The sequence below is a fragment of the Cupriavidus pinatubonensis genome, from assembly GCF_019602855.1.
GTDB lineage: Bacteria > Pseudomonadota > Gammaproteobacteria > Burkholderiales > Burkholderiaceae > Cupriavidus > Cupriavidus pinatubonensis.
Map to the genome: position 1 here is coordinate 3,485,048 of NZ_CP080767.1, position 26,384 is coordinate 3,511,431.

A 26,384-nucleotide genomic window follows, 5' to 3' on the forward strand; every position below is an offset into this window, starting at 1 on the left:
CAAGGAAAGCTGCGTGGAAGCGTCGTGTCCATCCTAGGGTCCGTACCCGATCACCGCAAGCCAAGGGAAACCCCTGATGCCGCTTTCACGTGCGATTGCGGACGGATGCCATCGCCTTCGCAATTGCGCTATAAGCGCGCGGCGCACGCCGCTATCTTCCATGCATGCACCGGCGGCCAGCCGCAGCCGGCACGGTGCGCGTCCCCCAACGACAGCGGCAGGAGACACCACCATGACAACTGCCGTGCACCCCGTCGATCAGATATTGCCCGCGCGCGCCATGGCGTCGCTGGGCTTCCAGCACATGCTGGTGAGCTACCTCGGAGCAATCGCCGTACCGATGATTGTAGCGAGCGCGCTGAAGATGACCCCTGCGCAGACGACCATGCTGATCAGCACGGCGCTGTTCACATCCGGCATCGCCACATTGCTCCAGACCGTGGGCTTCTGGAAATTCGGAGTACGGCTGCCGCTGATGCAAGGCGTGGCATTCAGCTCAGTCGCGCCGGTGATCGCGGTCGGCAGCGACCCGTCGCTGGGCTTCAATGGCGTGTGCGGCGCCATCATCGGCGCAGGCGTGATCACGATGCTGCTCGCGCCCGTGATCGGGCGGCTCAAGCGCTTTTTTCCGCCGGTGGTCAGCGGCTGCACCATCACCGCGGTGGGGCTGTCGCTGTTCCCGGTGTCGTTTCACTGGTTTGGCGGTGGGAGGGGTGCGCCGGATTTTGGCAGCCCCGTCTTTTTCGCGGTCGGCTTCGGTGTGGTGGCGCTGATCCTGCTCATCAACCGCCACCGCAGCGAACTGGTGCGCAACCTGGCGGTGATGATCGGCCTGCTTGTCGGCGGCGCCGTGGCGTGGATGCTCGGCATGGGCAACTTCGATGAAGTGTCGCGCGCGCCGTGGTTCACGATGGTCACGCCATTTGCATTCGGCATGCCCGTTTTCGATATTGGCGCCATCACGACGATGGTGATCGTGATGGTTGTGCAGATGGTGGAATCGATGGGCCTGTTCGTGGCTGTCAGCGAGATCGTCAAGCGCCCTATCACCGAACAGGACGCCACGCGCGGACTACGCGCCAACGGGCTTGCCAGTGCCATCGGCGGCATGTTCGCGGCGTTTCCGTATATCGCCTTCATGGAGAACGTGGGCTCGTGATCGTCACCGGCGTGCGCAGCCGCTGGGTGGTTGCGACCTGCGGCGTGATGCTGTGCGCGGTGGCGCTGGTGCCGAAGATTGGCGCGCTGTTCGCGTCGATCCCGCCTGCGGCACTCGGCGGCGCGGCGATGGTGATGTTCGGCGTGGTTGTAGCGGCCGGCATCAAGACGCTGGGCCGAGTCGAATACGACCGCAATCCGGCCAACCTGTCGGTAGTTGCCATCACGCTCGCCTGCGCCATGATGCCCGTGATGCTGCCGTCCATGCTCGATAAGCTGCCCGGCTTCCTGCAGCCGTTCGTGCACAGCAGCGTGATCATCGCGTGCGTGGTCTCCGTACTGCTGAACCTGCTGCTCAATGGCGTGCCCGCGCGTGACGAGAGCGAGCACCCGATCCATACCGACAACATCCAGGAGGTCTGAACATGGTGTCCACCGCTGCCGCCCCGACGGGCAATCTGCTGATCCGCAACGCCGCCGCCGTGATGACAGGGCGCGCCGGCGACCCCGCGCGCGCGGGGGCTGCCGATATCCGCGTGCAAGCGGGCCGCATTGCGGAGATCGGCGCTGCCCTGCCCCGTCACGAAGGCGAAGACGTGATCGACGCCACCGGCTGCGTGATCTACCCGGGCTGGGTCAACACGCATCACCATCTGTTCCAGAACCTGCTGAAGGCCGTGCCCGGCGGCATGAACGCCGACCTGCAGCAATGGCTGGCCGCGGTGCCCTATCCGCGCCTCGCGCGCTTCACGCCCGAGATCTTCCGCACGGCGGTGCGCCTCGGCATGGCCGAACTGCTGCTGTCGGGCACGACAACATGCGCGGATCATCACTACCTGTACCACCACGGCCATGGTGCAGAAACCGGCGATGTGCTGTTCCAGGTCGCCGAAGAACTCGGCATGCGCCTCGTGCTATGCCGCGGCGGAGCAATCCAGTCCGCCGCCGATCACCCTGGCATGGCTGCTGCCGCGCTGGTGCCCGAGACGCTGGACGAGATGCTCGCCGACATCGAACGCCTGAAGGCGCGCTACCACGACGCCTCCGCCGACGGCCTGCGCCGCGTGGTAGTCGCGCCAACCACACCGACGTTCTCGCTGCCGCCAGTGCTGCTGCGCGAACTGTCGGCCTTCGGCCGCGGCATGGACTTGCGCCTGCACTCGCACCTGTCCGAGACCGATAACTATGTGCGCTTTTGCCGCGAGAGATACCAGTGCTCGCCGGTGCAGTTCGTGGCCGACCATGATTGGCTGGGGCCCGATGTGTGGTTCGCGCATCTGGTCGCGGTCACCTCCGAGGAGATCCGGATGCTCGCGGTCACCAACACCGGCATGGCGCACTGCCCGGTCAGCAATGCGCGGCTCGGCAGCGGTATCGCACCCGTTCGCAAGATGGCCGATGCGGGCGTGCCGATATCGCTGGGCGTCGATGGTGTGGCGTCCAACGAGTCCGGCAGCATGGTGCATGAAGCGAACTTCGCGTGGCTGGTGCACCGGGCGGCGGGCGGCGCCGCGCAGACGCGCGTGGAGGAAGTGATCCACTGGGGCACGGCGGGTGGCGCGCGCGTATTGGGGTTGCCCGGCACTGGGATGCTTGCGCCGGGACAGTCAGCGGATCTTGCGATCTACGATGTGAGCGGCCTGCGCTTCCACGGCTTCCACGACATCGCCACCGCACCGGTAGCGGCCGGCGAACCGACGCCTGTGCGGCACGTCTTGGTACGCGGCAGGCAGGTTGTCCGCGATGGCGAGGTTGTCGGGCTAGACCTCGGCAGACTGCGCGAGGACGCGCGGCGCGCGCTGGCAGCGCTGTTGGACTGAGTGGCAAACGCCCGCTGCGTGGCCGTTCGACGGGACACGCAGCGAGCGCGTACGGCTATCGCGACAACACCCAGGTTGCCAGCGTCTTCAGGTCAGCATCGTCGAGCTGCGGGAACGCCGGCATTGGCACCTGTCCCCACTTGCCGCTGCCGCCGCTGCGGATGCTCTGCATCAGCTTGCCGGTGGCGTCGGCATTGCCCGCATACTTGGCCGCCACGTCATGGAACGCGGGGCCGACCACCTTCTTGTCGACGGCATGGCACGCGCTGCACTGGTTAGCACCGAGCAGCGTGTCCACCGAGCGTGGCGCGCCAGCAGCCGCCGCCGTGGCAGGTGCCGCGGTGGCTGCCGCGGCGACCGGCGTAGCACTGCCGCGCTCGGCGCCGTAGGTCTTGACCAGGTAGTCGACGATCAGCGGGATGTCTTCGTCGCGCAGCGGCGCGCCGAACGGCTTCTTCATCTTCTTGACGGTCGCGTCCCAGTAGGCGCGCGGCGACGTCTGCGGCTGGGTCTCGACGTACTGGGCCGAATGGCACGTCATGCAGTTCTGCTGCACTAGCCGGTAGCCGGGCAGATCGCTCGGGCGATAGGCCGCGGTTTCGGCGGGCAGGGTAACTTCCAGCGCCATGGCCGGAAGGGCACAGGCCGCGAACACAGCGGCGATCAGGGGCTTCATATTCATCGTGTCGCCCTCCCTTAGACTGCGGTAACGCGCGTGGACTCGACCACGTTGCGCATATAGCCGGGCGGATTCCACAGCGCCTCCATCGGCTGGCTCTGGCCGGCGCGGTTCACGGCACGCACGCGCAAGTCGAGATTGCCGCGGCGCGGCGGGCGCAGCACCGCCGTCCATTCGCGGAACGAGTAGCGGCCCAGGTCCTGCCCAAGCTTTGCCGATTGCCAGGAACGGCCGCCATCCGCCGAGAAACCGACTTCGCCAATCCCGTAGCCGCCGTCGAAGGCGATGCCACGCACCACCGTCTCGCGGCCGGTCGGCACCTTGGCGCCATCCGTCAGGCTGGTGATGAACGAACGCACGTTGAAGCGTCCGATGGGCGTGGTGGCCGAGGGCGCCGTGCCGGGCGCCACGCAGGCACACGGGTTCGCCGGAATGCGGTAGGCAGAGGCCATCCAGAAGCCGTCGAAGACCTTGTCCACAACCTGGATGTCCGACAGGTGCTTGACCCAATACGTGCCGTAGTGCCCAGGCACCACGAGCCGCAGCGGATAGCCGTTGAGCATCGGCAGGTCGGCGCCGTTCATTGCCCAGGCCAGCATCACCTCGCCGTCGAGCGCGTGGTCGATGTTCAGCGCCTTGACGAAGTCCGGGCCGCCTTCGAGCGGCGGCTTGTCCATGCCGTTGAATGTCACCTGCACGGCGCCCGGCTGGACGCCGGCCTTTTCCAGCACCTTCCTGAGCGGCACGCCGGTCCAGCGCGCATTCCCCATCGCACCATTGCCCAGCTGGCCACCGTTGACGCGCGGGTCAAAGAAGCCGCGGCTGTTGCCCGAGCACTGGTTCACGGCCACGATCTCGACCGGATCCGCGAGCGTCTTCAAATCCGCCAGCGACAGTTCCAGTGGCGCCTTCACATGGCCGCCGACGCGCAGGCGATAGGTCTGCGGGTCGATCGACGTCGGAATCCCGCTCCAGTGGTAGCGCACGAAGAACGCGTCATTCGGCGTGAGCACACCTTCGTTGAACACGCTGAACGGCGTCTCGAGTTGTGGCGGACGGCTGGTCAGCAGGATCAGCGGGCGCTTCTGCGGGAAAGCGACCAGTTCGCGCTCGCCGTTGGCGAACGGCATGGTGACCTTGGCCGGCGTGGCGGCGAACGCGTCGAACGCGGTGGCGCCGAGCGTGGCCTGGGCCATCAGGGCGCCGGCGCCTTGAAGGAATTTGCGTCGGCCACCGGTGTGTCGCCGATGGGGATTGTCAGGCGCATTCATGGTCTTCTCCTCTTGTTCTGGATCTGGAGTCCGCGGCAGGGACGTAACCGCCGGATTGTCGCTATCACAAGGTTTAGCGTACAACTCGATATTCCGGTAAGGGTTATCGGCGGAATCGAATTCCCGGGCGCAGAACGGTCATTGCCTCATGTGACGGCTACAATGCGCCCTACCCTCGTGCCACGACAGCACCCATGCCAAACCCGAACCGGGCCTACCTGCTCGGCCCGCTGCTGAAGGGAGTTTCCCGTTCGTTCTACCTGACGCTGCGCATCCTGCCAGCGGGCATGCGCGATCCTGTCGGGCTCGCCTACCTGATTGCGCGTGCGGCGGACACCATTGCGGATACCTCGCTGATCTCCCCTGCCGTACGCCTCGATCTGCTGCTGTCGCTGCGTCGGTGCGTCAATGGCAGCGACGATCCGGCTCAGCTTGCGGATCGACTGGCACGGGAAGTCGCTGGGCATCAGACGCAAGCGAAAGAGAGCGCGCTGCTGGAGTCGATCCGCCCCGCGTTCGACGTGCTGGCGCAGCTCGACGACGCCGACCGCACCGCCGTGCGCGGCATCGTCACCACGCTGACCGAGGGCATGGAATTCGACCTGCGCACTTTTCCGGATGAGCGCTCAGGACAGCTTGGCGCATTGCCCGACCTGTCCGACCTGGACCGCTACACCTACCTCGTCGCTGGCTGCGTGGGCGAGTTCTGGACGGCGATGACCTATGCGCACCAGCCCGGCGTGCTCAAGGAGGATTCGACCGTCATGCATCGCCGGGGCATCCGCTTCGGCAAGGCCTTGCAAATGGTCAACGTGCTGCGCGACTGCGCCAATGATCTGCGCATCGGACGCTGTTACCTGCCGACGGATGTGCTCGGCCGCCACGGTGCCCAACCGCGCGACCTGCTGCAACCCGCGAACTCGCAACGCATGCGGCCGGTGCTGTTCGAACTCGTGCGCCTCGCGCTGGACCACTTCCGGGAAGCCATGGCCTACACGCTCGCAATCCCGCGTACGGCCGTGCGCTTGCGGCTGGCCTGCCTGTGGCCGATCCTGATCGGCCTCGAAACCTTGCGGCAGCTCGTGCGGAACGAAGTTTGGCTTGACCCCGCACAGGTCTCGAAGATCGATCGCAAGACGGTCTATCGCATCCTGGGTCGCAGCACGTTGCAGGTCATGTCCGATCGGACGCTGCGCCGCTGGATGGAGGGCGAGATCGCGCGGATTGAGCGGGTGCTGTCGCCATAGCGACGCGCGCCGGCCAGCTGCCGTCTCCGATCTGCTCGCTGACGATTTCCGTCAGCAGTTCATGCACCGCCGAGGCCGCCACGGACAGTGGCATGGTGGCCGAGCGGCACAGGAAGACCGGCCGCGACATGGCGGGCTCCGCAATGCGCGAGGCCGACAACAGACCCTTGCGCAGCTCCGCGCAGACCGAAGCGTAGGACAGCACCGTGCAGCCGACGCCGGCCGCGGCCAGCGCGATCAGTTCGGGAATCGCATTCACTTCCGCCAGTACGTGGAGGTCGATCTCGTTCGCGCGCAGGTGGCTGTCGATCAGCGCGCGCAGGCCATGCTCGCCGGCGGGCAGAATCATGGGGTAATCGCTCAGCTCGCGCAGGCGGATCGCGTTGGCCGGCAGGACGTCGCGCCGTCTCGCCCCGGCAAACCGGCCGGGCTCCGCCACGATCACAAGGTCTTCATCGACAAGGTGATCGAACTGGAGGCCGGGGTCGGCATTTGCCTGGAAGGTCAGGCCGATATCGATATGGCCCGTCAGCAAATGGTTCGGGATGTAACCGGTGCTCAGCTCGATCACCTGCAGGCGCACCTTGGGCCAGCGCCGGATGGTCTCCCGCACCAGCGGCACGGTCAGGATCTTGGCCATGGACTGCGGCAGGCCAATGGCGACGCGGCCTTCCGGGTCCGTGACGAGGTCCCTGACGTCTTCGCACGCCAGGTCGACCCGCTTCAGGATATCCCGCGCGTGGTGCTCGAAACGTTGGCCGGCGGCCGTGACCGACACGCCCCGGTGGCTGCGCGTGAACAAGGCCACGCCGAGTGTGTCTTCAAGCTGGCGGATCTGCAAGCTCAGCGCCGGCTGGGCGATATGCAGCGTTTCCGCCGCGCGCGAGATCGATCCCGCCGCCGCCACGGCGAGAAAGCCGCGCAATCCCCGCACGTCCACCGGTATTCCCATGGCTGTCTCCTGACCCTAGTGTGTGCCCGCTGGCTATAAGGATTCATGATACCAGGCATCCAAAATATATCTTGGACATATAGCCCAGCGCCCCGGATAGTGACACCCACCTGCCCCGCGCAACGCACGCGGAATCCGGCGTACACCTTCCTTGGAGACAACATGAGCATCGGTCGCCGCACCTTTCTTGCTGGCACAGGCGCCGCGCTGTTCGCGCGGCCCCTGCTCGCCAATTCACCATGGCCCACGCGGCCGGTCAAACTAGTCGTGCCATTCGCTGCAGGTGGTTCCGGCGACTTCGTCGCGCGCCAGATCGCCATGCCGTTGTCGCAGAAACTCGGCCAGCCGGTCGTCGTAGAAAACAAGCCCGGCGCTGGCGGCAACCTGGGCACGCAGAGCGTGCTCGACGCCAGCCCCGATGGCTACACGATCCTGCTCAACACGGTCGGCATGCATGCGGTCAATCCACTGATGTTTCCGGACCTGCGCTTCCAGCCGCAGCGCGACCTGCTGGCGCTGGGCGTGGTGGCGACCGTGCCGAACGTGCTGGTGGTCCATCCGACCAAGCTTGGCGTCAACACCGTGGCGGATCTCGTCCGGCTTGGCCGGCAGAAGCCCGACAACCTCAGCTATGCCACCTACGGCGCGGGCAGCTCGCCGCATATCTATGGCGCGCTGCTGCTCAAGGCTGCGAAGTTCTCGGCAGTCACCATTCCCTACAAGGGCAGCGCGCCGGCCAGCAGCGATGTGATGGCGGGCAACGTCGATTTCCTGTTCGACAGCATGACCACGAGCGTTGGTCAGATCCAGGGCGGCAAGCTCAAGGCGCTGGCGATTACGTCGGCGGCGCGTTCGCCGCTGCTGCCCGACGTGCCGACGCTGGCTGAAGCGGGATATCCGGCGGTCGCCCTCAAATTCTGGCTTTCGCTGCAAATCTCCGCGCGCACGCCGCCGGCCATTGTCGGTTTGCTGCGCGAAGCCGTGGCCGAATCCGCGCGCAATGCCGCGTACGGCAACGCGCTGGTCGCGCGCGGCGCGGAGCCGTTCCATCTCGCGCCGGGCGAGGTGCAGGACTTCGTCAACCGGGACGCAGCACGCTGGACCGCGCTGGCGCGGTCGATCGACATCAAGCCTGAATAAGGCAGGCGGGCCCAACCCGCCCAGAGACATTCAACGGATAGACACATGATTGCATTGCAGGGAATTCGGGTGCTCGACCTGAGCAAGGTACTTGCGGGCCCGCTGTGCGGCCAGTATCTGGGGGAGCTTGGCGCCGAAGTCATCAAGGTCGAGCCGGTCGGTAGTGGCGACGACACGCGCGCGTGGCTGCCGCAGGACCAGGGCCAGTCGGCGACCTTCCTGGCCGTCAACCACAACAAGCGCAGCATCGCGGTCGACCTCAAGACGGCAGAGGGCCGGAAGATCGTCCACGCGCTGGCGGCCAAGTCCGATGTCGTCCTGCAAGGATTTGGCAGCGGGGCGGCCGCTCGGCTCGGCGTTGACTACGACACCCTTTCGGCCCTGAACCCCGCGCTGATCTACTGCGAGATCTCCGGCTACGGCCGTACCGGCCCGCTCGGACAGGAACCCGGTTACGACGTCATGCTGCAAGCGTTCAGCGGCATGGTCAGCACCATGGGCGAACCCGGCGGCAGGCTCGCTCGCGCAAGCTTTTCCCCCGTCGATCTCGGCACCGGCATGCATGCGTTCAGCGGCGTCCTGGCCGCGTTGATCGAACGCCAGAAGACCGGCCGCGGCATGCAACTCGAGGTCTCGCTGCTCGACACCGCGATGGGATTCATGGGCTACCTCGCACAGAACTACTGGTGCAGCGGCAAGGTGCCGCGCCCCATGGGTACCGCGCATCCCGCCATGGCGCCTTACCAGGTGTTCGAGGCTTCGGATGGGCCGGTCATGATCGGCATCGGCAACGACGCACAGTGGCGGCGCTTCTGCCCCGTCGCTGCCCTGCAGGCCTATGTCGACGATCCACGCTTCGCCACCAATGCCGACCGTGTCGCGCACTTCGACGAGGTCGTCGCCCTGGTACAGGCGCGCATTGCCACCCAGCCCGTCGCATTCTGGCTGGACGCGCTGCGCAACGCCGGTGTCGCCTGCGCGCCGATCCACACACTCGACCAGGCGCTCGCGCATCCGCAACTGGCCGCGCGCGGGCTAATCGTCGAGTCCAAGCACCCGGTGCTGGGCAAGGTGAGGAACATGGGCCTGCCCATCCGCTTCCAGGGGGAAGACCGGATCGCGCACCGGGCGCCGCCATTGCTGGGCGAGCATACCGGGGAGTTACTGCGCCAGGCCGGCTATGACAACGATGCTATCGCCGCGTTGCATGCGAGCGGCGTGGTGGCAACCACGGGCCACACGGAATCCAACACGCCGACGCAACAGCGCGCCGCGGCATGACCATGCGAGACAACATGAGCACCGTTACCTATGAAGTCCGCGACCGCGTCGCGGAAATCCTGCTGGACAGCCCGCCCGTCAACGCCCTGAACGAAGGCATGATCGATGCGCTGCTGGACGCCCTGCACCGTGCGGCGAAGGACGATGCCGTACGCGCGGTCATCCTCGGCAGCGCCGTGCCACGGCGCTTTTGCGCGGGCCTGCAACTCGACGCGCTGCACGGTGCATCGCCACAGCGCGCGTACCAGTTGGTCGACAAGCTTTACAGCGGCTTGAACGAAGCGCAGTTCCGGCTGGGCAAGCCATCGATTGCGGCAGTGGGCGGCACGGCGCGCGGCGGCGGCATGACGCTGGCGATTCACTGCGACATGATCGTCGCCGCCGATACCGCAACCTTCGGCTATCCGGAGATCGACGTCGGCGTCACGCCCGCGATCCATTACACGCACCTGCCCCGCATCATCGGCCGCCATCGCGCATTCGATCTGCTGTTCACGGGCCGCTCGTTCGGCGCCGATGAAGCCATGTCGCTCGGGCTGGTCAATCGCATCGTCCCCGAAGCCGACGTCATGTGCGAAGCGCGTGCCCTCGCGCAGACGTTCTGCGACAAGTCCCCGGTCGTGATGCGGATGGGACGCACGGCATTCCTGCGCGCCAATGACAGCGACTACCGCCGCGGCATCGCTACGGCAGTGGAATCGTTCGGCAATGTCTTTGCCACCGACGATGCCAGGGAAGGCATATCCGCATTTGTGGAGAAGCGCAAGCCGTACTGGCAGGCGTGAACACCGTCCGGGCGTCAGCGGTTATGGCCTCACGCCCTGCTTGTTCCGCGGCGCCGAATCGGCCGCAAAAACGACAAGGGGTTACAAGCCAAATGGCGTGTAACCCCTCGATGATCTGGTGCCGGCTGCAGGACTCGAACCCGCCACCTGATGATTACAAATCAACTGCTCTACCTGATGAGCTAAGCCGGCATATCTGATGCAGACCGCGATTCTACTGCATCACGGTCCGCTTTGGTAAGTCACCCGTGACTTACTTCACCACCTTCAGCGACGGCTTCTTGCCGCCGATGCGCGGCACGGGCGGCGGCGTCTCGTCATCGTCCGGTGCGCCCGGTTCGGGGCTCACGGCCGTTTCGGATTCCACGGGCGCCAGCTTGGGCGGCGGGTTGTTCTCGCGCTCGGTTGCGGCCTGCGTTTCCGGCACGCTGCGCTCGACCGGGAATGCCATGCCCTGGCCGTTTTCGCGCGCATAGATCGCAAGTACGTTTTCCACGGGCACGTCGATCTTGCGCGAGACGCCGCCGAAGCGCGCGCTGAACGTGATCCACTCGTTGCCCATGTCTAGGCCGCTGGTGGCGTCGAAGCTCACGTTGAGCACGATCTCGTTGTTCTTGACGAACTCGCGCGGCACGTTGGTGTTGGCGTCGACAAAGACGGCGACGTAAGGCGTGAAGCCATTGTCCGTGCACCACTCGTAAATGGCGCGGATCAGATAGGGCTTGGTGGAGGTTTCAGGCATGGTGCTTCTTCATGGCGCCGGTGGTTGGCCCGATGCAAGCATCGGGCCCGCCATGCTTAACGGCGCATTACCTTTTCCGACGGCGTCAGCGCCTCGATGTAGGCCGGACGGCTGAAGATGCGCTCGGCGTACTTGAGCAGCGGCGCGGCGTTCTTCGACAGTTCGATACCGTAATGGTCCAGGCGCCACAGCAGCGGGGCGATGGCCACGTCGAGCATCGAGAACTCTTCCCCAAGCATGTACTTGTTCTTGACGAAGATCGGCGCGAGCTGCGTCAGGCGGTCGCGAATCGCGGCGCGGGCGCGCTCGTGGTTCTTTTCGGCGGCCTTGCCCTTTTCGTTTTCGAGCACGTACACGTGCGTGAACAGTTCCTTTTCAAAGTTGAACAGGAACAGGCGGGCGCGGGCGCGCTGCACCGGGTCAGCCGGCATCAGCTGCGGGTGCGGGAAGCGCTCGTCGATGTACTCGTTGATGATGTTCGACTCATACAGGATGAGGTCGCGCTCTACCAGGATAGGCACCTGGCCGTAGGGGTTCATCACCGAAATATCTTCGGGCTTGTTGAACAGGTCGACGTCGCGGATCTCGAAGTCCATGCCCTTTTCGAACAGGACGAGGCGGCAACGTTGGGAAAACGGGCAAGTCGTACCCGAATACAACACCATCATGGTTGGATTCCTTGGGCTTAGCCGATGCTGGGTCGGACGGTAAGGTCTGACATTCTGCCAAATCCGGGCATCGAAAAGCAAATAAGTTGAATATAATCCACTTTTTGAGCACCACCTTGGCCGACTCTCATAGAAAAAGGGCCAGAGCGGTGCTGCAACAGCAACTTCCGCTCTGGCCCTTCTTTGCTGCCGGGCCGGCCTGAGGCGTTACTTCACGTCCTTCCAGAAGGCGGCGTTCAGGCGCCATGCAAAGACAGTGAACATGCCCAGGAACAGCAGCACCCAGACGCCGAGGCGTTTGCGGTGGTTCTGCGCCGGCTCGGCCATCCAGTCCAGGAAGCCAACGAGATCGGCGGTGGCCTGGTCATACTCGACCTTGCTCATCTTGCCCGGGCTCAGCTGCTCGAAGCCGGCAAACTTGTGGACCTTCTCGCCGTGCACTTCCGCTTCGGCGAACTTGGCGGCACGCTGGCCCTGCAGTTCCCACAGCACGTGCGGCATGCCGACGCTCGGGAAAACCAGGTTGTTCCAGCCGGTGGCGCGGCTATCGTCGCGGTAGAAGGTACGCAGGTAGGTGTAGAGCCAGTCGTCGCCGCGCGCGCGCGCGATTACGGACAGGTCGGGCGGCTGCGCGCCGAAGAAGGCCTTGGCTTCCTTCGGCTGCATGGCGATGGTCATGGTCTCGCCAACCTTGTCTGCCGAGAACAGCAGGTTCTCGCGGATCTGGTCATCGGTCAGGCCGATGTCCTTGAGCCGGTTGTAGCGCATCATCGATGCGCTGTGGCAGTTCAGGCAGTAGTTGACGAACAGCTTGGCGCCTCGCTGCAGCGACGACAGGTCGGCGGTGTTCACCGGCGCGGGCTCCAGGGGATAGCCCCCTTCGCTGGCCATGACGGGCGCGGCGGCAAAGCAGGCGCCTGCCAGCGCAATGATGGAAAGCAGCTTTTTCATCGTGTGTCCTTGTCCTCTTGTCGGGGTTCGCGCGTTCGCTCAGTGCGGATGGAACGTGACGCGCTCCGGCACCGGCTTGAACTCGCCGGCGCGGCTCCACAGCGGCATGGTCAGGAAGAAGGCGAAGTACAGCAGCGTGCCGAGCTGCGACACCTTCTCACCCACCGGCGACGGCGGTTGCACGCCGAGGTAGCCGAGGACCAGGAACACCACCACGAAGACGATCAGGATCGTCTTGTGGAAAGCGGGACGATAGCGGATGGACTTGACCGGCGAGCAGTCGAGCCACGGCATGAAGAACAGCACGACCACCGAGCCGCCCATCACCAGCACGCCCCAGAACTTGGCGTCGATGAAGTAGAAGCCGACTGCGAGGATCACGGCAATGGCGATCGACGCAGCCTTGATGCGCGCGTCCTTGCTGCGCACGAACAACATGCCCAGCACCAGTGCGAAGAACACCCACAGGATCGGCAGGAAGTTCGACGTGGTCGCACGCAGCATCGAGTAGAACGGCGTGAAGTACCACACCGGCGCGATGTGCGGCGGAGTCTTGAGCGGATCAGCCGGGAAGAAGTTGTTCGCTTCCAGGAAATAGCCGCCCACTTCCGGGAAGAAAAAGATCACGGCCGAGAAGATCACCAGGAAGCCGGCCACACCGAGCGTGTCGTGGACCGAGTAGTACGGGTGGAACGGAATGCCGTCCAGCGGGATGCCATTCTCGTCCTTCTTCGCCTTGATCTCGACGCCGTCCGGGTTGTTGGAGCCTACTTCGTGCAGCGCGATGATGTGTGCAACGACCAGCGCCAGCAGCACCAGCGGCACCGCGATCACGTGGAACGAGAAGAAGCGGTTCAGCGTGGCATCGCTCACGACGTAGTCGCCGCGGATGAACAGCGACAGGTCCTGGCCGATCACGGGGATGGCCGAGAACAGGTTCACGATCACCTGCGCGCCCCAGTACGACATCTGGCCCCATGGCAGCAGATAGCCCATGAACGCTTCGGCCATCAGGCACAGAAAGATCAGGCAACCGAAGATCCAGACCAGCTCACGCGGCTTGCGGTACGAACCGTACAGCAGTCCGCGGAACATGTGCAGGTACACCACGACGAAGAACGCCGAGGCGCCGGTCGAATGCATGTAGCGCACCAGCCAGCCCCACGGGACTTCGCGCATGATGTATTCCACGCTGGCGAAAGCCACGGGAATACCGGCGGAGTTGAGCGTGCCGTCCGGCTTGTAGTTCATCACCAGGAAGATACCGGTGACGATCTGGATCACCAGCACCAGCAGTGCGAGCGAGCCGAAGAAGTACCAGAAGTTGAAGTTCTTCGGCGCGTAATACTTCGAGAGATGGTCTTCCCAAAGCTGTGTGGCGGGGAAGCGGGCGTCGATCCAGCCCAGCAGACCGGTTGTCTTGACTTGCTTTTCGGCCGCCATGATCAAGCTTCTCCTTTTTCGTCCTTGCCGATCACGATCTTGGTGTCGGTCAGGAACTGGTACGGGGGAACATCGAGATTCTGCGGCGCCGGCTTGTTCTTGAACACGCGGCCAGCCAGGTCGAAGGTGGAGCCGTGGCAGGGGCAGAGAAAACCGGGGTCGGTGCCGAGCTGAGGATTGGAGCCAGCGGCGAAGGGACCCGACGGCGAGCAGCCAAGGTGGGAGCAGATGCCCACGACGACCAGGAGGTCCTTGTGTTCCGCGCGGGAGCGGGTTTCGTTCTTGCAGTAATCCGGCGTTTGCATCGTAAACGGAACGTCGGATTTGGGATCAGCGACTTCGCCGTCGGTCTTCTTGAGCGAGGCCAGCATCTCGTCGGTCCGGCGCAGGATCCAGACCGGTTTGCCGCGCCACTCAACGGTCATCATTTCGCCGGGCTTGAGGGCGCCGATATCGGCTTCCACTGGCGCTCCGGCTGCCTTGGCTTTCTCGGATGGTGCAAAGGTACTGACGAAAGGAACCGCTACCGCTACGCCTCCGACGCCGCCAGCGACGGATGTCGCGATCAACCAATTGCGGCGACCTTTATCCACGCTCTTCACGTCTTGCTGGTCACTCATTCCAAACCCCAGGGGAAGTCAATTTAGATTTTGCGTCAACCATAAATTGTACATGAGGCACCTCGGCACGAGATAGGCGAAAAACCCAATGGGAATGTACGATTATCGGTCGCACAAGCCCGATAGCCGCATGCAAGCTTGCGTTCCGCGCATTGATGCGGCAGGCTTCTGAGCTTGAAACGTTCATTGCTTGCAACAATAAGGAGAATGCCCCATGAGCATGATGTCGGAGTTCAAGACCTTTGCAATGCGCGGCAACGTGATCGACCTTGCGGTCGGCGTAATCATTGGCGCGGCATTTGGAAAAATCGTCGATTCGGTGGTCAATGACCTGATCATGCCGGTCATCGGGCGTATCGTCGGCAAGCTGGATTTCTCGAATATGTTTGTTACCTTGGCCGAACCGCCTCCCGGTACGCCCATGACGCTTGACGCGCTGAAAAAAGCTGGTGTGCCCGTGTTTGCTTACGGGAATTTTCTGACTATCGTTGTCAACTTCGTGATTTTGGCCTTCATCATTTTCCTGATGGTGCGGGCATTCAATAAGATGCGTGCGGAAGAGCCGGCCCCGGCAGAGCCACCGCCGCCGCCGGAGGATATCGTCCTGCTGCGTGAAATCCGCGACAGCCTGAAAACCCGCCAGCCCTGAACCGGCAAAACGTCGGAAGCAGGATTCTGACAAGACAACGGCCCCGATGGGGGCCGTTTTTTTTGACATGCGTCAAACAGGATTGGGAATATCGATGAAGGTATGCTGCAGGCCGAAGCGCTGCGCCACATGCTCGCCAAGCGAGCGAATGCCGTAGCGCTCGGTCGCATGATGCCCGGCCGCGAGATAAGCCACGCCGCTTTCGCGCGCAAGGTGCGTGGTCTGCTCGGAGACCTCGCCACTCAGATAGGCGTCGACGCCGGCTGCGACGGCAGCATCGAAATATCCCTGGGCGCCGCCGGTGCACCACCCGACCGTGCGGATCATCTGGCAGGGGTCGCCGATAGCGAGCGGCTCGCGCCCGAGCACGCCACCGACGTGCGCGGCGAGCGCCTGCAGCGGCATCGGCGCAGGCAGCGTGCCAGTCCAACCGAGCTGGTCGTCGCTGAAGCGCCCGGTTGGCGCAAAGCCAAGCTGCAGTGCGAGCTGCGCGTTGTTGCCGAACTCGGGATGATTGTCGAGCGGCAGGTGATAGGCGAACAGGTTCATATCGGCACCCAGCAACCGCTTGAGGCGCGCATGCTTCTGGCCGACCACGCGCGCGTCCTCGTTCTTCCAGAAATAGCCATGATGCACGAGGATGGCCTGGGCACCGGCCTCGATGGCGGCCTCGACCAAAGCCAGACTGGCCGTCACCCCGGTCACGACGTGTGTGACCTCGGCGTTGCCTTGCACTTGGAGGCCATTGGGACAATAGTCCTTGTAGCGGGAAACTTCCAACAGGTCGTTCAAGTACAATTCCAGCTCTTTAGTCTTCATTTCTTGCTCAAACTCCAATATGTTGCGGCGCTTTTGGCTGTTCTTTGCCCAGGCTGTCACGGTCGTGCTGGCAGTCTGGTTCGTCGTGGCCACGCTCAAGCCAGAGTGGCTGCAGAGGGGCCGCGTCGCGGTGCAGTCGGGGTCGCCTATCGTGGCGCTGAAGGAAGTCGTGCCCAACGTGGCCGGCGCTGCCGCGCAAGCGTCTTACAGCGAAGCTGCGCGGCAAGCCATGCCTGCCGTAGTGAATATCTTTACCAGCAAGAACGGCTCCCGACGCTCGCCCCATCCGCAGGCTGAGGACCCGTGGTTCCGCTTCTTCTTCGGCGACCGGCTGCCTGAGCGCCAGGAACCGGTGTCCAGCCTGGGCTCCGGCGTCATCGTCAGTGCCGAGGGTTACATTCTAACCAACCACCATGTGGTGGACGGCGCCGATGAAATCGAGGTCGCGCTGACCGATGGCCGCAAGGCCAACGCCAAGGTGGTGGGCTCGGACCCTGAAACTGATCTGGCGGTTCTGAAGATTTCGCTGAAGGAACTGCCTGCGATCACACTGGGCCGGCTGGAAAACGTCAAGGTGGGCGACGTGGTGCTGGCGATCGGTAATCCGTTCGGCGTCGGCCAGACCGTGACGATGGGGATCGTCTCCGCACTGGGCCGCAGCCATCTGGGGATCAACACGTTTGAGAACTTTATCCAGACGGACGCGGCCATCAACCCGGGCAACTCCGGCGGAGCGCTGGTGGATGCGCAGGGCAATCTGCTCGGCATCAACACGGCGATCTACTCGCGGTCGGGCGGCTCGCTCGGCATCGGCTTCGCGATTCCGGTCTCGACGGCCAAGCAGGTGATGGAATCGATCATCTCGACGGGCAGCGTGACGCGCGGCTGGATCGGCGTGGAACCGCAGGACATGACGCCCGAAATCGCGGAATCGTTCGGACTCGACGCCAAGCAAGGCGCGCTGATCGCGGCCGTGGTGCAAGGCGGCCCGGCTGACAAGGCAGGCGTGAAGCCGGGCGACGTGCTGGCTTCCGTCGATGGGCAGCCCATTACCGATACCACCGCACTGCTCAATGCTATTGCCCAGCTCAAGCCCGGCGTGGATATCAAGATGAAGGTGATTCGCCGCGGCAAGCCTGCCGAGCTGACGGTGACGATTGGCAAACGGCCCCCGCCTCCGCGGCGTTCGCTGCCGTTCGATGATGAGGAACAGTAGGTCCATCTGGTTCCTGATTGCACAACCGAAAAGCCCCGCCCAGCATGGCGGGGTTTTTTGTTGTCCTTCTCCAGCTGCCCTACTCCTGAACAATTAGGTTCGGGAATTGTCGGTATCGACAGCGCTTCGCGTAGGCATCCCGACAAGCCAGGAAGATATTTTTAGCCTGCACCCTACACGCCGCGAACTGGGGATTCGTGCAGGCACCGGCGCTGCGGCACCAGAGCAACCTTGATAGCCGTTGCGGACAGGAACGATGCGCAGCTGATGCTCGGCACATGCAAAAACGTTCTGCTCTCGCACACCATGCAGATGCGCGTGGCTGAAGACAAGACAAAACGCCGGCACCCTTTCGGATGCCGGCGTTTTTTCAAGCCAATCTACTGCGGGCTCAGGCCCGCTTCAGATTAGAACTTGTGGCGGATACCAACGGTAGCGCCGAACTGGCTGTCGCCCTTGCCGGTCGAGTCGACGTTGGTCTTGCCGAAGCCGCTAACACCCAGATTCGAGTTGTCGCGGTTGTAGGCGTAGGCCAGGCTCAGGTAAGCGTCGGTGCGCTTCGACAGTGCGTAGTCAGCCGTAGCAACGAACAGCCACGGATCAGCCTTGGCACCACGGAAGTCTTGGTAGTAAGCCGCGCCGGTCAGCGAGAATGCCGGCGTGATTTGGTAGCCAGCGCCCAGCCAGTACAGGTTCGACGACGCCTTCGCGCCGCTGATTGCCTGGAGGCTCGTGTTGGCCAGGAACGGGATCGTGCCCAGATCAACACCCTTGGCCCAACGGTAGCCAGCGAACAGCTTGGCCGGACCGAAGGCGTACGTACCAGCCAGCGAAGCGCGGCGCACGGTTGCGTCCGGGTTGGCGGTGAAGCCCAGGTTGGTTTCGTCATAGACGGCACCAACTGCGAACGGGCCAGCAGCGTAGGTCAGACCCAGGCTGTATTCGCGACCGATCTTCCACGTGCCCGGGACTTCACCCTGGTTGCCCTGGAAAACGCCAGTGGCGCCGCCGGTGTTCGAGCCAAAGCTATACAGAGCGTTGGCGGTCAGGCCACCGAACGTACCGATGTACTTGATCGAGTTGTCGGCACGGCCCGCGAAAGCGCCGTCCTGAGCGGTGATCGAGTAGTTCGAAGCAATGGCCATCGGGTCGAACTGCAGACCGAAGTCATAGAACGGAGTTTGGTGACGACCCAGGGTCAGCTGACCGTACTGGCTGCCCAGACCGACGTAAGCCTGGCGACCGAACAGACGGCTGTCATTGCCCATCTTGCCATCGTCAACGGTGAAACCGCTTTCCAGGACGAACAGACCCTTCAGGCCACCGCCCAGGTCTTCCACGCCACGCAGGCCCCAACGGCTGCCCGACTGGCCGCCCGAGATCATGCGGGTCACGCTGTGACCAGAGCCCACACCCTGCGACACGTTGGCCGGCTGGTTGTTCTGATATTCGATACCAGCGTCAACCACACCGTACAGGGTCACGCTCGACTGGGCATACGCGCCGCCAGCGGCCAGAGCGGCGACGGCAGCAGCAAACAGTTTCATCTTCATATCGACACTTTCCTTGTCAACTGATTGGGAAATCTTGGTTGCCCAAGTGCTTGGGCGACGCATCTTACTTTCACGTCTGCTGCGTATTATGGGCCAGCGTCCCCGGCCGTCAGAAGGCTTTTTCGGCGTAAACTGCGTATACGGACGTTTTTTGTTGTGATTGAACAACAGAATCGCGCCGATAATTCCCCAAATCGGTGCAAAACGCCGGCTTCCGCCACCCGGGAAGCTCAATCCGCCTGAGTTTCGCCAGCGGCATCCGCGCTGGCTTCCGGACGCCCGACAAAGCGCGCCATGAGCAACCCGAGTTCATACAGGGCGATCAGCGGCAGTGCGAGGAGCAGCTGGGAAAGCACGTCCGGCGGCGTGACAACGGCCGCAATGATGAAGGCGCCGACAATCACATACGGGCGAATCTGCTTGAGCTTGTCCAGCTCGACCACCCCAAAGCGCACCAGCACGATCACCACCACCGGCACTTCGAAAGTGATGCCGAACGCGAGGAACATGGTCATCGCGAAGCTCAGGTACTTGTCGATGTCCGTCGACATGTCCGCGCCCAGCGGCGCGTTGTAGTGCGCCATGAAATGGAACACGGTCGGGAAGACCAGGAAGTACGCGAATGCGACGCCGCACAGGAACAGCACGTAGCTGCTGCTAACCAGCGGCACGATCAGCCGCTTCTCATGCTGGTACAGGCCCGGTGCGACGAACTGCCAGACTTGGTACAGCACCCACGGCAGCGCAATCAGGAACGCGACCAGCAGCGTGACCTTCATCGGCACAAAGAAGGAGCCGGTCACATCGGTCACGATCATCTTGCCGCCCTTGGGCAGCGATTCCATCAGCGGCCGCGCAAACAGATTGAAGATGACGGGCGCCCAGTACACCAGCCCCACGAACACCAGGATGATGCCGGCGACCGCCTTGACCAGCCGCTCGCGCAGCTCGATCAGGTGCGAAATGAAGGTTTCCTGCTGCGATTCGTCTTGAGGATCGTTGGACCGGTTGTCGCTCATGGCGTAGACGCTCAGCCGCGCGCGGCTGGCATTTGAAATTCGGTGGCACCGCTTGCGCGGCAGGCATCGCGACGACACGGGCGGCAAGCATGCTGCTGCCCGGCCATGCTCATTCGAAGAAGGAACGGGCCCGGCCCGCAGCCGGACGGTGGCGTTTGACGCGTGCGGCTCCGGACTGCACCCAGACGCGGACATTGTTCTGGCGCTTGAACCAGAGCGGACGGGCACCCTGTTTGACGCGCCAGCTCTTGCGGCCGTTGTGCGCCTTGTGGGCGGAATGCCAGCTCGGCACGAAATCCGACACGCCCCCACCCGATTCGGCCGAGGGTTCAATACCGCCCAGCGCTTCGTTCAGCGCCTGCGTCTGCTCGCTGACTTCCTTGTGGATGGTGCGCTCGACATCGCGCGCGGCGTCTTCGAATTCCGTGCGCATCTTGCGCAGTTCTTCGAGCTCCACCTCGCGGCTCACTTCAGCCTTGACGTCATTGATATAGCGCTGCGCACGGCCGACCAGCGCACCCACCGTGCGCGCGACGCGCGGCAGGCGCTCCGGGCCGATCACGATCAGCGCCACGGCGCCGATCAGCGCCAGCTTCGAAATGCCAAGGTCGATCATGCGGGCGTCACGCGGACAAGAGCCAAAGCGAGATTCATCGGGCGAGTAACCACTCGGTGCAAAGAGACTGGACGGAAACGAGAAAAAGCCGGAGTGCCAGGCTTATTGCTGGCGCGTCTTTTCCTTGGCGTCCACGTCGATCGTGGTGGAATCGCGCAGTTCCTTGGCCGGCGCCGCCTTGTCGTCGCCTTCCTTCATGCCATCCTTGAAGCCCTTGACCGCGCCGCCCAGGTCCTGGCCGATATTGCGCAGCTTCTTGGTGCCGAAAACGAGCATGACGATCACCAGAACGATCAGCCAATGCCAAATGCTAAACGAACCCATTTCTTGCTCCTGATGAAGCCGCGGGCGATACCTGTTGCCGCCCGGACCCGTTGTTCCGTCCGAATTTGGCCGCGCCGGGCGACGGTTGCCGGCGCAGCGTCCGGACCGCACGCGCGGTCCGGCTCCTCATGCCAAGGGTTGCCTGTTCAGGGCAGCGGCACCTTCCATTGGTGGCGCGGCCCGCCGAGCACATGCACGTGCAAGTGGTAGACCTCCTGGCCGCCATCCGGGCCGGTATTGATCACCGTCCGGAAGCCGTTGCCACAGCCTGCCGCGCGCGCCAGTTCTGGCACCTTCAGCATCATTCTAGCAAGCACCTCCCCTTCGGCTGGACCGCACTCTGCCAGCGAGTCGACATGTGACTTGGGGATCAGAAGGAAATGTACCGGGGCCTTCGGGTGGATATCGTGGAAAGCCATCATGTCGTCGTCTTCATAGACTTTCCGCGACGGGATCTGGCCAGCCACAATCTTGCAGAAGATGCAATTATCCTGGGAATTCATGAAGTTTTCGTTGCGATGTCGGGCGCACACCAGCGCGCCGCCATATCCCGGCTAGAAGGACTGCTCCGGATACATTGGCTTGCTGTCGTTGAGGTAAAGCCAACCCTTGACGATACGATACAGCATCCACAGGGACAGAACGCCCCACACCGCGAAGGCGAGCGGAATCAGCACCACGCTGACGAACAACACACCACCGAGAATTCCCCAGGCCACCGACCACCAGAACGAGCGAATCTGCCACGCGAAGTGCGATGCATATAGCGTGCCGCGCGCATCGTCGCGCTTGACGTAGTCGACGATGATGGCAATCAGCGCCGTCACGCCACCGGTCAGCCAGAAGATCGCGTACAGCGCATAAAGGATGTGCATCAGCTTGCGCAGGCTGCCCTCCCGCTCGCTGTCGCTGACCGTGACCTGCCCGGTGTAGTCGTTCGCCATGCTGGCCCTCCCGATTCAGTGCGCCCTGGTCCACGGGCTGCGGTATCAGCCCTGGTCCTTGCGGCTCGCCTTTTCCTCGATGCCGGACAGGCCTTCGCGGCGCGCCAGCTCGTTGACGACATCGGCCGGCGTCAGGCCGAAGTTGGCCAGCAGCACCATGGTATGGAACCACAGGTCGGCCACTTCATAGACGATCTTGTCGGCGTCGGCACCGGTCTTGCCGGCCGCGCGCGCATCCTTGGCCGCCATTACGGTCTCGGTGGCTTCCTCGCCGATCTTCTTGAGGATGGCGTCGTCACCCTTGCGGAACAGGCGAGCGACGTACGATTTCTCGGGGTCGCCGCCATTCTCAGGCTTGCGCGACTCCAGCACCGCAGCCAGGCGCGCCAGCACATCGGTACCGGCGGGTTGGGATTCGGTCATGGTTTGGCCGTGTAGATTTGGGAAGGGTCCTTGAGCACAGGCTCGACGGTCTGCCAGTCGCCACTCTCGGCGTCACCTTCGAACTTCTGGAAGAAGCACGAATGCCGACCAGTGTGGCAGGCGATGTTGTCGACCTGGGTGACCTTGAGCAGTACCACGTCTTCGTCACAGTCGAGGCGCATCTCGTGCACCTTCTGCACGTGGCCAGACTCTTCGCCCTTGTGCCACAGGCGCTTGCGCGAACGCGACCAGAACACGGCTTCGCCGAGTTCCGCGGTCTTCTGCAGCGCATCGCGGTTCATGAACGCGAACATCAGCACGTCATTGGTGCCGACTTCCTGCACGATCACCGGCACCAGGCCGTTATCGTCCCACTTGACCTTGTTGAGCCACTTCTTTGCCATGATCAGATCCGCACAGGAATGCCCTCGCGGGCCATGAATGCCTTTGCCTCGCCAACCGTATGCTGGCCGTAGTGGAAAATGCTGGCGGCCAGCACCGCATCCGCGTGGCCGAGCCGGATGCCATCGGCCAGGTCCTGCAGGCCGCCGACGCCGCCCGACGCGATTACCGGCACCGGCACCGCATCGCTGACCGCGCGGGTGAGTTCCAGGTCGAAACCGCTCTTGGTGCCGTCACGATCCATGCTGGTCAGCAGGATCTCGCCCGCGCCACGTGCCGCCATTTCCTTCGCCCACTCCACCGCGTCGAGCCCGGTTGCCTTGCGTCCGCCGTGCGTAAAAACTTCCCAGCGCGGGGGCTCGCCTGGCGCCGAGCTGCGCTTGGCGTCGATGGCAACCACGATGCACTGCGAGCCGTACTTGCCGGTGGCATCCGACACGAGTTGCGGATTGGCGATCGCCGACGAATTGACGCTGATCTTGTCCGCACCGGCGTTGAGCAGGCGCCGCACATCTTCGACGGCGCGCACGCCGCCGCCAACGGTCAGCGGAATAAAGACCTGCGAGGCCACCGCCTCGATGATGTGCAGGATCAGGTCGCGCCCATCGCTGGTCGCGGTGATGTCGAGAAAAGTGATTTCGTCGGCGCCCTGCTCGTCGTAGCGTCGCGCGATTTCCACGGGATCGCCCGCATCGCGCAGCTCGACGAAGTTGACGCCCTTGACCACCCGCCCGTTCGTCACATCGAGGCAGGGGATGATACGTTTGGCTAGCATGAGATTCCTTGTCCGCCGCGAGACCGGTAGCAGCCTGGCGGTGGCAGCGCCCCGCGGGGCGCGTTGGCTTATTCCCCGTTGCTCAGCTTGTCCGCACGCGCCTGCGCGTCGGTGAAGTTGAGATCGCCGGAGTAGATGGCACGGCCGCAGATGACGCCTTCCACGCCTTCGTTCTCCACGGCGCACAGGTTGTCGATATCGGCCAGGTTGGACAGGCCGCCGCTGGCAATTACCGGGATCGACATCGACTGCGCCAGCTTGACGGTGGCATCGATATTGATCCCTTGCAGCATGCCGTCGCGTCCGATGTCGGTATAGATGATGGCCTCCACGCCGTAGTCTTCGTACTTGCGTGCCAGGTCCGCCACCTCGTGGCCGGTCAGCTTGCTCCAGCCGTCGGTCGCCACCTTGCCGTCCTTGGCATCGAGTCCGACGATGATGTGACCGCCGAACGCCGAGCAGGCATCCTTCAGGAAACCGGGGTTCTTCACCGCCGCGGTGCCGATGATGACGTACGACAGGCCGTCGTCCAGCCACCGTTCGATGGTGTTCAGGTCGCGGATGCCACCGCCGAGCTGCACCGGGATCTCGTCGCCGACCTCGGCGATGATGGCCTTGATGGCGGCTTCATTGCGGGGCTTGCCGACAAATGCACCGTTGAGATCGACCAAGTGCAGGCGGCGCGCCCCTTGATTGACCCAATGGCGTGCCATGGCGGCGGGATCTTCGGAAAAGACGGTGGCCTGGTCCATGTCGCCTTGTTTGAGGCGTACACACTGACCGTCCTTCAGGTCGATGGCCGGAATGAGCAACATAATCGTGACGAGCGTGGTTGAGTGAGAGAGATAGAGCCAGCCCGGCCAGTGGCCGGTCAGTCCGGGTCAATAGGCAAGTATTCCAGAATGGCGTTGGCTGGCTCGGATCGGATCTTCAGGGATTCCAGTGCACGAAGTTCCGGTAAAGCTGCAACCCCATGGCTGCGCTTTTTTCGGGGTGGAACTGCGTGGCAAAAATATTATCGCGTGCTACCGCACTGGTAAACACGACCCCATACTCCGTTTCGCCGGCAATATGGGCCGGATCCTGCGCGCGCACGAAGTAGCTGTGCACGAAGTAAAACCAGCTTTCGTCCGGGATGCCATCCCACAGCGGATGGGGCCTGGACTGTTTGACGCGGTTCCAGCCCATCTGCGGCACCTTGTAGCGCGAGCCGTCCGGCTGGGTCATCCCGTCCAGTTCGAAGCGGATGACTTCACCCGGCATCAGCCCCAGGCAAGGCGTCTTGTCGGTGCCGGGCCTGGCTTCGCTGCTGGACTCGAACAGCATCTGTTCGCCAACGCACACACCGAACATCGGCTTGCTGGCTGCCGCCTCGATCACCGCCTCCTGCAGCCCCGAAGCGCCCAGCGCCGACATGCAGTCAGGCATGGCGCCCTGCCCCGGCAGCACCACGCGATCCGCGCTCCGAATGCCTTCCGGGGCATCCACCACGCGCACATCCGCCTCCGGTGCCGCGGCCCGCAGGGCCTGCGCCACCGAGCGCAGGTTGCCCATGCCGTAATCCACAATTGCTATGGTAGTCATGATTTCAAAACAGGCAATAATGTCTTCAGCCCGTCCACAATGAATTCAACGGCCAGCGCCGACAGGATCAGCCCCATCAGGCGCGTGCCGATATTGATGCCGGTACGCCCCACCACGCGGGCGATCGGATCGGCCGCGCGGAACACCCCATACACCACCGCACCAAGCACCACGCCGATTCCGACCAGGATCAGCAACTGGTACCAGTGCTGCGTCTTGCCCGCATAAACGATCACGGTACTGATCGAGCCCGGCCCGGTCAGCAGCGGCAGTGCCAGCGGCACCACCGCGATGCTTGACCGCGCCTCGGCCTCGTCCTCTTCTTCGGGCGTGGCCTTGGTGCGGCTGGTCTGGGCGTTCAGCATGTTCATGGCCATCATGATCATGATGAGCCCGCCGCCGACCTGCAGCGACGCCACCGAGATATTGAAGAACTCGATGATCTGCTGGCCCAGCAGCGCCGACACCGCCACCACGATCGCCACCGAGACCGATGCAGTCTTGATGGTACGCAGCTTTTCCGCTTCCGACTGCTGGCTGGTCAGGCTGATGAAAAACGGAATGGCGCCGATCGGGTTGATCAGCGCCAACAGCGAGATGAACGACTTGAGCGTATCCATCGGTTGCGGATGGCCGGTGTCCCGGCCCGGGTTCGCGAAGTTCGGTCAGCGGGCGCCGCAACCAGCCGGCACGCCTTCGGTTCAGCAGCCGGTCAGAGCGTGCCCTTGGTCGATGGAATGGTGTTGGCCGCGCGCGGATCCAGCTCCACCGCCATGCGCAGTGCCCGGCCGAAGGCCTTGAACACGGTTTCGCACTGATGATGGGCATTGATGCCGCGCAGGTTGTCGATATGCAACGTGACGCCCGCATGATTGACAAAGCCGCGGAAGAACTCGATCGTCAGGTCGACGTCGAAACTGCCCACGCGTGCACGCGTGAATGGCACATGGAATTCCAGGCCGGGGCGACCCGAGAAATCGATCACCACACGCGACAGGCATTCGTCGAGCGGCACGTAGCTGTGGCCGTAGCGGGTGATGCCCTTCTTGTCGCCGATGGCCTTGGCCACGGCCTGACCCAGCGTGATGCCTACGTCTTCCACCGTATGGTGGTCGTCGATATGCGTGTCACCGGTGGCTTCGACTTCAAGGTCGAACATGCCATGCCGGGCGATCTGGTCGAGCATGTGGTCGAGGAACGGCACGCCCGACGCCAGCTTCTGGCGGCCGGTGCCGTCGAGATTCAGGGAAACGCGGATTTGCGTTTCCGATGTATTGCGGGTGACCTCTGCAACACGCATGGT

29 protein-coding genes, 1 tRNA gene and 1 pseudogene are annotated in these 26,384 nt (G+C 63.6%); 8 read left to right on the top strand and 23 right to left on the bottom strand.

The genetic code is table 11. From position 1 onward, the window contains the following. Positions 1-232: 232 nt before the first annotated feature. Positions 233-1,581, top strand: a pseudogene (locus K2O51_RS28800) (nucleobase:cation symporter-2 family protein). A gap of 2 nt (positions 1,582-1,583) precedes the next feature. Then, a complete protein-coding gene (locus K2O51_RS28805) occupies positions 1,584-2,978 on the top strand; it encodes an amidohydrolase family protein (RefSeq protein ID WP_220631093.1) in 1,395 nt (464 codons plus the stop codon). Between the two features lie 55 nt (positions 2,979-3,033). Here the strand turns inward: K2O51_RS28805 and sorB are convergent, their stop codons facing one another. Together sorB and sorA are read right to left on the bottom strand one after the other, a co-directional pair. After that, a complete protein-coding gene (gene sorB / locus K2O51_RS28810) occupies positions 3,034-3,660 on the bottom strand; it encodes a SorB family sulfite dehydrogenase c-type cytochrome subunit (protein ID WP_011299226.1) in 627 nt (208 codons plus the stop codon). 14 nt (positions 3,661-3,674) lie between these two features. Beyond that, the gene (sorA, locus tag K2O51_RS28815; RefSeq protein WP_011299227.1) at positions 3,675-4,928 is read right to left on the bottom strand and encodes a SorA family sulfite dehydrogenase catalytic subunit; all 1,254 of its coding nucleotides are present in this window, start codon (positions 4,926-4,928) and stop codon (positions 3,675-3,677) included. 194 nt (positions 4,929-5,122) lie between these two features. On the opposite strand from sorA, the gene K2O51_RS28820 reads away from it, so the two are divergent. After that, complete coding sequence (locus K2O51_RS28820) at positions 5,123-6,175, top strand: phytoene/squalene synthase family protein (protein WP_140950677.1); 1,053 nt, start codon at positions 5,123-5,125, stop codon at positions 6,173-6,175. On the opposite strand, the gene K2O51_RS28825 is transcribed toward K2O51_RS28820, so the two are convergent. Further along, positions 6,102-7,127 carry a LysR family transcriptional regulator gene (locus tag K2O51_RS28825; RefSeq protein WP_140950678.1) on the bottom strand — a complete coding sequence of 342 codons (1,026 nt, stop codon included), beginning with the start codon at positions 7,125-7,127 and terminating at the stop codon, positions 6,102-6,104. The genes K2O51_RS28820 and K2O51_RS28825 overlap by 74 nt on opposite strands. A gap of 162 nt (positions 7,128-7,289) precedes the next feature. On the opposite strand from K2O51_RS28825, the gene K2O51_RS28830 reads away from it, so the two are divergent. From K2O51_RS28830 to K2O51_RS28840, 3 genes are read left to right on the top strand one after another with little or no spacing between them, the layout of a single operon-like run. Then, on the top strand, positions 7,290-8,267 hold the full coding sequence (locus tag K2O51_RS28830) for a Bug family tripartite tricarboxylate transporter substrate binding protein (RefSeq protein ID WP_220631094.1): 978 nt from the start codon (positions 7,290-7,292) through the stop codon (positions 8,265-8,267). 45 nt (positions 8,268-8,312) lie between these two features. Next, positions 8,313-9,548 carry a CaiB/BaiF CoA transferase family protein gene (locus tag K2O51_RS28835; RefSeq protein WP_140950680.1) on the top strand — a complete coding sequence of 412 codons (1,236 nt, stop codon included), beginning with the start codon at positions 8,313-8,315 and terminating at the stop codon, positions 9,546-9,548. Between the two features lie 14 nt (positions 9,549-9,562). Then, positions 9,563-10,333, top strand: a complete 771-nt coding sequence (locus tag K2O51_RS28840) for an enoyl-CoA hydratase/isomerase family protein (RefSeq protein WP_041680075.1) — start codon at positions 9,563-9,565, stop codon at positions 10,331-10,333. Between the two features lie 116 nt (positions 10,334-10,449). Here the strand turns inward: K2O51_RS28840 and K2O51_RS28845 are convergent. The 6 genes from K2O51_RS28845 to petA form a co-directional block, all read right to left on the bottom strand. Beyond that, a tRNA-Thr gene (locus K2O51_RS28845) sits at positions 10,450-10,525 on the bottom strand. Positions 10,526-10,586: 61 nt separating this feature from the next. After that, positions 10,587-11,075: a ClpXP protease specificity-enhancing factor gene (locus K2O51_RS28850; protein ID WP_011299233.1), complete on the bottom strand. Its 489-nt coding sequence runs from the start codon at positions 11,073-11,075 to the stop codon at positions 10,587-10,589. A gap of 56 nt (positions 11,076-11,131) precedes the next feature. Next, positions 11,132-11,743, bottom strand: a complete 612-nt coding sequence (locus K2O51_RS28855; protein ID WP_008643086.1) for a glutathione S-transferase N-terminal domain-containing protein — start codon at positions 11,741-11,743, stop codon at positions 11,132-11,134. Between the two features lie 207 nt (positions 11,744-11,950). Further along, positions 11,951-12,694 (bottom strand): cytochrome c1, encoded by a 744-nt coding sequence (locus tag K2O51_RS28860; RefSeq protein WP_011299234.1) that lies wholly within the window; start codon positions 12,692-12,694, stop codon positions 11,951-11,953. A 39-nt stretch (positions 12,695-12,733) separates the two neighbouring features. Further along, positions 12,734-14,137, bottom strand: a complete 1,404-nt coding sequence (locus K2O51_RS28865) for a cytochrome b (protein ID WP_011299235.1) — start codon at positions 14,135-14,137, stop codon at positions 12,734-12,736. Positions 14,138-14,139: 2 nt separating this feature from the next. Next, on the bottom strand, positions 14,140-14,757 hold the full coding sequence (gene petA / locus K2O51_RS28870; RefSeq protein WP_011299236.1) for a ubiquinol-cytochrome c reductase iron-sulfur subunit: 618 nt from the start codon (positions 14,755-14,757) through the stop codon (positions 14,140-14,142). 214 nt (positions 14,758-14,971) lie between these two features. Here petA and mscL point away from each other — a divergent pair, with 214 nt between their 5' ends. Next, positions 14,972-15,406: a large conductance mechanosensitive channel protein MscL gene (gene mscL / locus K2O51_RS28875; protein ID WP_011299237.1), complete on the top strand. Its 435-nt coding sequence runs from the start codon at positions 14,972-14,974 to the stop codon at positions 15,404-15,406. 72 nt (positions 15,407-15,478) lie between these two features. Here the strand turns inward: mscL and K2O51_RS28880 are convergent, their stop codons facing one another. Further along, positions 15,479-16,225, bottom strand: coding sequence for a Nif3-like dinuclear metal center hexameric protein (locus K2O51_RS28880; protein WP_011299238.1), 747 nt, complete (start codon positions 16,223-16,225; stop codon positions 15,479-15,481). Positions 16,226-16,244: 19 nt separating this feature from the next. On the opposite strand from K2O51_RS28880, the gene K2O51_RS28885 reads away from it, so the two are divergent. Further along, positions 16,245-17,441, top strand: a complete 1,197-nt coding sequence (locus K2O51_RS28885) for a Do family serine endopeptidase (RefSeq protein ID WP_011299239.1) — start codon at positions 16,245-16,247, stop codon at positions 17,439-17,441. Between the two features lie 407 nt (positions 17,442-17,848). On the opposite strand, the gene K2O51_RS28890 is transcribed toward K2O51_RS28885, so the two are convergent. The 13 genes from K2O51_RS28890 to hisB all read right to left on the bottom strand — a co-directional run bounded on the left by K2O51_RS28890 (position 17,849) and on the right by hisB (position 26,381). Beyond that, a complete protein-coding gene (locus K2O51_RS28890) occupies positions 17,849-18,994 on the bottom strand; it encodes a porin (RefSeq protein WP_041679723.1) in 1,146 nt (381 codons plus the stop codon). 230 nt (positions 18,995-19,224) lie between these two features. Continuing rightward, on the bottom strand, positions 19,225-20,013 hold the full coding sequence (tatC, locus tag K2O51_RS28895; RefSeq protein ID WP_011299241.1) for a twin-arginine translocase subunit TatC: 789 nt from the start codon (positions 20,011-20,013) through the stop codon (positions 19,225-19,227). Positions 20,014-20,122: 109 nt separating this feature from the next. Continuing rightward, entirely contained in the window at positions 20,123-20,629 is a 507-nt protein-coding gene (tatB, locus tag K2O51_RS28900) for a Sec-independent protein translocase protein TatB (RefSeq protein WP_011299242.1), read from the bottom strand. A gap of 102 nt (positions 20,630-20,731) precedes the next feature. Beyond that, on the bottom strand, positions 20,732-20,953 hold the full coding sequence (gene tatA, locus K2O51_RS28905; RefSeq protein ID WP_011299243.1) for a Sec-independent protein translocase subunit TatA: 222 nt from the start codon (positions 20,951-20,953) through the stop codon (positions 20,732-20,734). 146 nt (positions 20,954-21,099) lie between these two features. Then, a complete protein-coding gene (locus K2O51_RS28910; protein ID WP_011299244.1) occupies positions 21,100-21,456 on the bottom strand; it encodes a histidine triad nucleotide-binding protein in 357 nt (118 codons plus the stop codon). A 51-nt stretch (positions 21,457-21,507) separates the two neighbouring features. Further along, on the bottom strand, positions 21,508-21,897 hold the full coding sequence (locus K2O51_RS28915; protein ID WP_011299245.1) for a DUF4870 family protein: 390 nt from the start codon (positions 21,895-21,897) through the stop codon (positions 21,508-21,510). Positions 21,898-21,942: 45 nt separating this feature from the next. Continuing rightward, positions 21,943-22,320 (bottom strand): phosphoribosyl-ATP diphosphatase, encoded by a 378-nt coding sequence (locus K2O51_RS28920; protein ID WP_140952678.1) that lies wholly within the window; start codon positions 22,318-22,320, stop codon positions 21,943-21,945. Then, on the bottom strand, positions 22,317-22,724 hold the full coding sequence (gene hisI / locus K2O51_RS28925) for a phosphoribosyl-AMP cyclohydrolase (protein WP_011299247.1): 408 nt from the start codon (positions 22,722-22,724) through the stop codon (positions 22,317-22,319). Before hisI ends, K2O51_RS28920 begins: the two co-directional genes overlap by 4 nt. A gap of 2 nt (positions 22,725-22,726) precedes the next feature. Next, positions 22,727-23,497, bottom strand: coding sequence for an imidazole glycerol phosphate synthase subunit HisF (gene hisF, locus K2O51_RS28930; protein ID WP_011299248.1), 771 nt, complete (start codon positions 23,495-23,497; stop codon positions 22,727-22,729). Positions 23,498-23,565: 68 nt separating this feature from the next. Beyond that, entirely contained in the window at positions 23,566-24,312 is a 747-nt protein-coding gene (gene hisA, locus K2O51_RS28935; protein ID WP_011299249.1) for a 1-(5-phosphoribosyl)-5-[(5-phosphoribosylamino)methylideneamino]imidazole-4-carboxamide isomerase, read from the bottom strand. A gap of 115 nt (positions 24,313-24,427) precedes the next feature. Next, positions 24,428-25,081 (bottom strand): imidazole glycerol phosphate synthase subunit HisH, encoded by a 654-nt coding sequence (hisH, locus tag K2O51_RS28940; protein WP_140952675.1) that lies wholly within the window; start codon positions 25,079-25,081, stop codon positions 24,428-24,430. Then, positions 25,078-25,701: a YchE family NAAT transporter gene (locus K2O51_RS28945; RefSeq protein WP_011299251.1), complete on the bottom strand. Its 624-nt coding sequence runs from the start codon at positions 25,699-25,701 to the stop codon at positions 25,078-25,080. The genes hisH and K2O51_RS28945 overlap by 4 nt, the downstream gene beginning before the upstream one ends. A gap of 92 nt (positions 25,702-25,793) precedes the next feature. After that, positions 25,794-26,381 (bottom strand): imidazoleglycerol-phosphate dehydratase HisB, encoded by a 588-nt coding sequence (gene hisB, locus K2O51_RS28950; protein ID WP_011299252.1) that lies wholly within the window; start codon positions 26,379-26,381, stop codon positions 25,794-25,796. Positions 26,382-26,384 lie beyond the last annotated feature (3 nt).

Coding starts and splice junctions, on each gene's coding strand:
- K2O51_RS28805 (WP_220631093.1), top strand. CDS start 1,584: ATGGTGTCCACCGCTGCCGCCCCGACGGGCAATCTGCTGATCCGCAAC.
- sorB (WP_011299226.1), bottom strand. CDS start 3,660: ATGAATATGAAGCCCCTGATCGCCGCTGTGTTCGCGGCCTGTGCCCTT.
- sorA (WP_011299227.1), bottom strand. CDS start 4,928: ATGAATGCGCCTGACAATCCCCATCGGCGACACACCGGTGGCCGACGC.
- K2O51_RS28820 (WP_140950677.1), top strand. CDS start 5,123: ATGCCAAACCCGAACCGGGCCTACCTGCTCGGCCCGCTGCTGAAGGGA.
- K2O51_RS28825 (WP_140950678.1), bottom strand. CDS start 7,127: ATGGGAATACCGGTGGACGTGCGGGGATTGCGCGGCTTTCTCGCCGTG.
- K2O51_RS28830 (WP_220631094.1), top strand. CDS start 7,290: ATGAGCATCGGTCGCCGCACCTTTCTTGCTGGCACAGGCGCCGCGCTG.
- K2O51_RS28835 (WP_140950680.1), top strand. CDS start 8,313: ATGATTGCATTGCAGGGAATTCGGGTGCTCGACCTGAGCAAGGTACTT.
- K2O51_RS28840 (WP_041680075.1), top strand. CDS start 9,563: ATGAGCACCGTTACCTATGAAGTCCGCGACCGCGTCGCGGAAATCCTG.
- K2O51_RS28850 (WP_011299233.1), bottom strand. CDS start 11,075: ATGCCTGAAACCTCCACCAAGCCCTATCTGATCCGCGCCATTTACGAG.
- K2O51_RS28855 (WP_008643086.1), bottom strand. CDS start 11,743: ATGATGGTGTTGTATTCGGGTACGACTTGCCCGTTTTCCCAACGTTGC.
- K2O51_RS28860 (WP_011299234.1), bottom strand. CDS start 12,694: ATGAAAAAGCTGCTTTCCATCATTGCGCTGGCAGGCGCCTGCTTTGCC.
- K2O51_RS28865 (WP_011299235.1), bottom strand. CDS start 14,137: ATGGCGGCCGAAAAGCAAGTCAAGACAACCGGTCTGCTGGGCTGGATC.
- petA (WP_011299236.1), bottom strand. CDS start 14,757: ATGAGTGACCAGCAAGACGTGAAGAGCGTGGATAAAGGTCGCCGCAAT.
- mscL (WP_011299237.1), top strand. CDS start 14,972: ATGAGCATGATGTCGGAGTTCAAGACCTTTGCAATGCGCGGCAACGTG.
- K2O51_RS28880 (WP_011299238.1), bottom strand. CDS start 16,225: ATGAAGACTAAAGAGCTGGAATTGTACTTGAACGACCTGTTGGAAGTT.
- K2O51_RS28885 (WP_011299239.1), top strand. CDS start 16,245: ATGTTGCGGCGCTTTTGGCTGTTCTTTGCCCAGGCTGTCACGGTCGTG.
- K2O51_RS28890 (WP_041679723.1), bottom strand. CDS start 18,994: ATGAAGATGAAACTGTTTGCTGCTGCCGTCGCCGCTCTGGCCGCTGGC.
- tatC (WP_011299241.1), bottom strand. CDS start 20,013: ATGAGCGACAACCGGTCCAACGATCCTCAAGACGAATCGCAGCAGGAA.
- tatB (WP_011299242.1), bottom strand. CDS start 20,629: ATGATCGACCTTGGCATTTCGAAGCTGGCGCTGATCGGCGCCGTGGCG.
- tatA (WP_011299243.1), bottom strand. CDS start 20,953: ATGGGTTCGTTTAGCATTTGGCATTGGCTGATCGTTCTGGTGATCGTC.
- K2O51_RS28910 (WP_011299244.1), bottom strand. CDS start 21,456: ATGAATTCCCAGGATAATTGCATCTTCTGCAAGATTGTGGCTGGCCAG.
- K2O51_RS28915 (WP_011299245.1), bottom strand. CDS start 21,897: ATGGCGAACGACTACACCGGGCAGGTCACGGTCAGCGACAGCGAGCGG.
- K2O51_RS28920 (WP_140952678.1), bottom strand. CDS start 22,320: ATGACCGAATCCCAACCCGCCGGTACCGATGTGCTGGCGCGCCTGGCT.
- hisI (WP_011299247.1), bottom strand. CDS start 22,724: ATGGCAAAGAAGTGGCTCAACAAGGTCAAGTGGGACGATAACGGCCTG.
- hisF (WP_011299248.1), bottom strand. CDS start 23,497: ATGCTAGCCAAACGTATCATCCCCTGCCTCGATGTGACGAACGGGCGG.
- hisA (WP_011299249.1), bottom strand. CDS start 24,312: ATGTTGCTCATTCCGGCCATCGACCTGAAGGACGGTCAGTGTGTACGC.
- hisH (WP_140952675.1), bottom strand. CDS start 25,081: ATGACTACCATAGCAATTGTGGATTACGGCATGGGCAACCTGCGCTCG.
- K2O51_RS28945 (WP_011299251.1), bottom strand. CDS start 25,701: ATGGATACGCTCAAGTCGTTCATCTCGCTGTTGGCGCTGATCAACCCG.
- hisB (WP_011299252.1), bottom strand. CDS start 26,381: ATGCGTGTTGCAGAGGTCACCCGCAATACATCGGAAACGCAAATCCGC.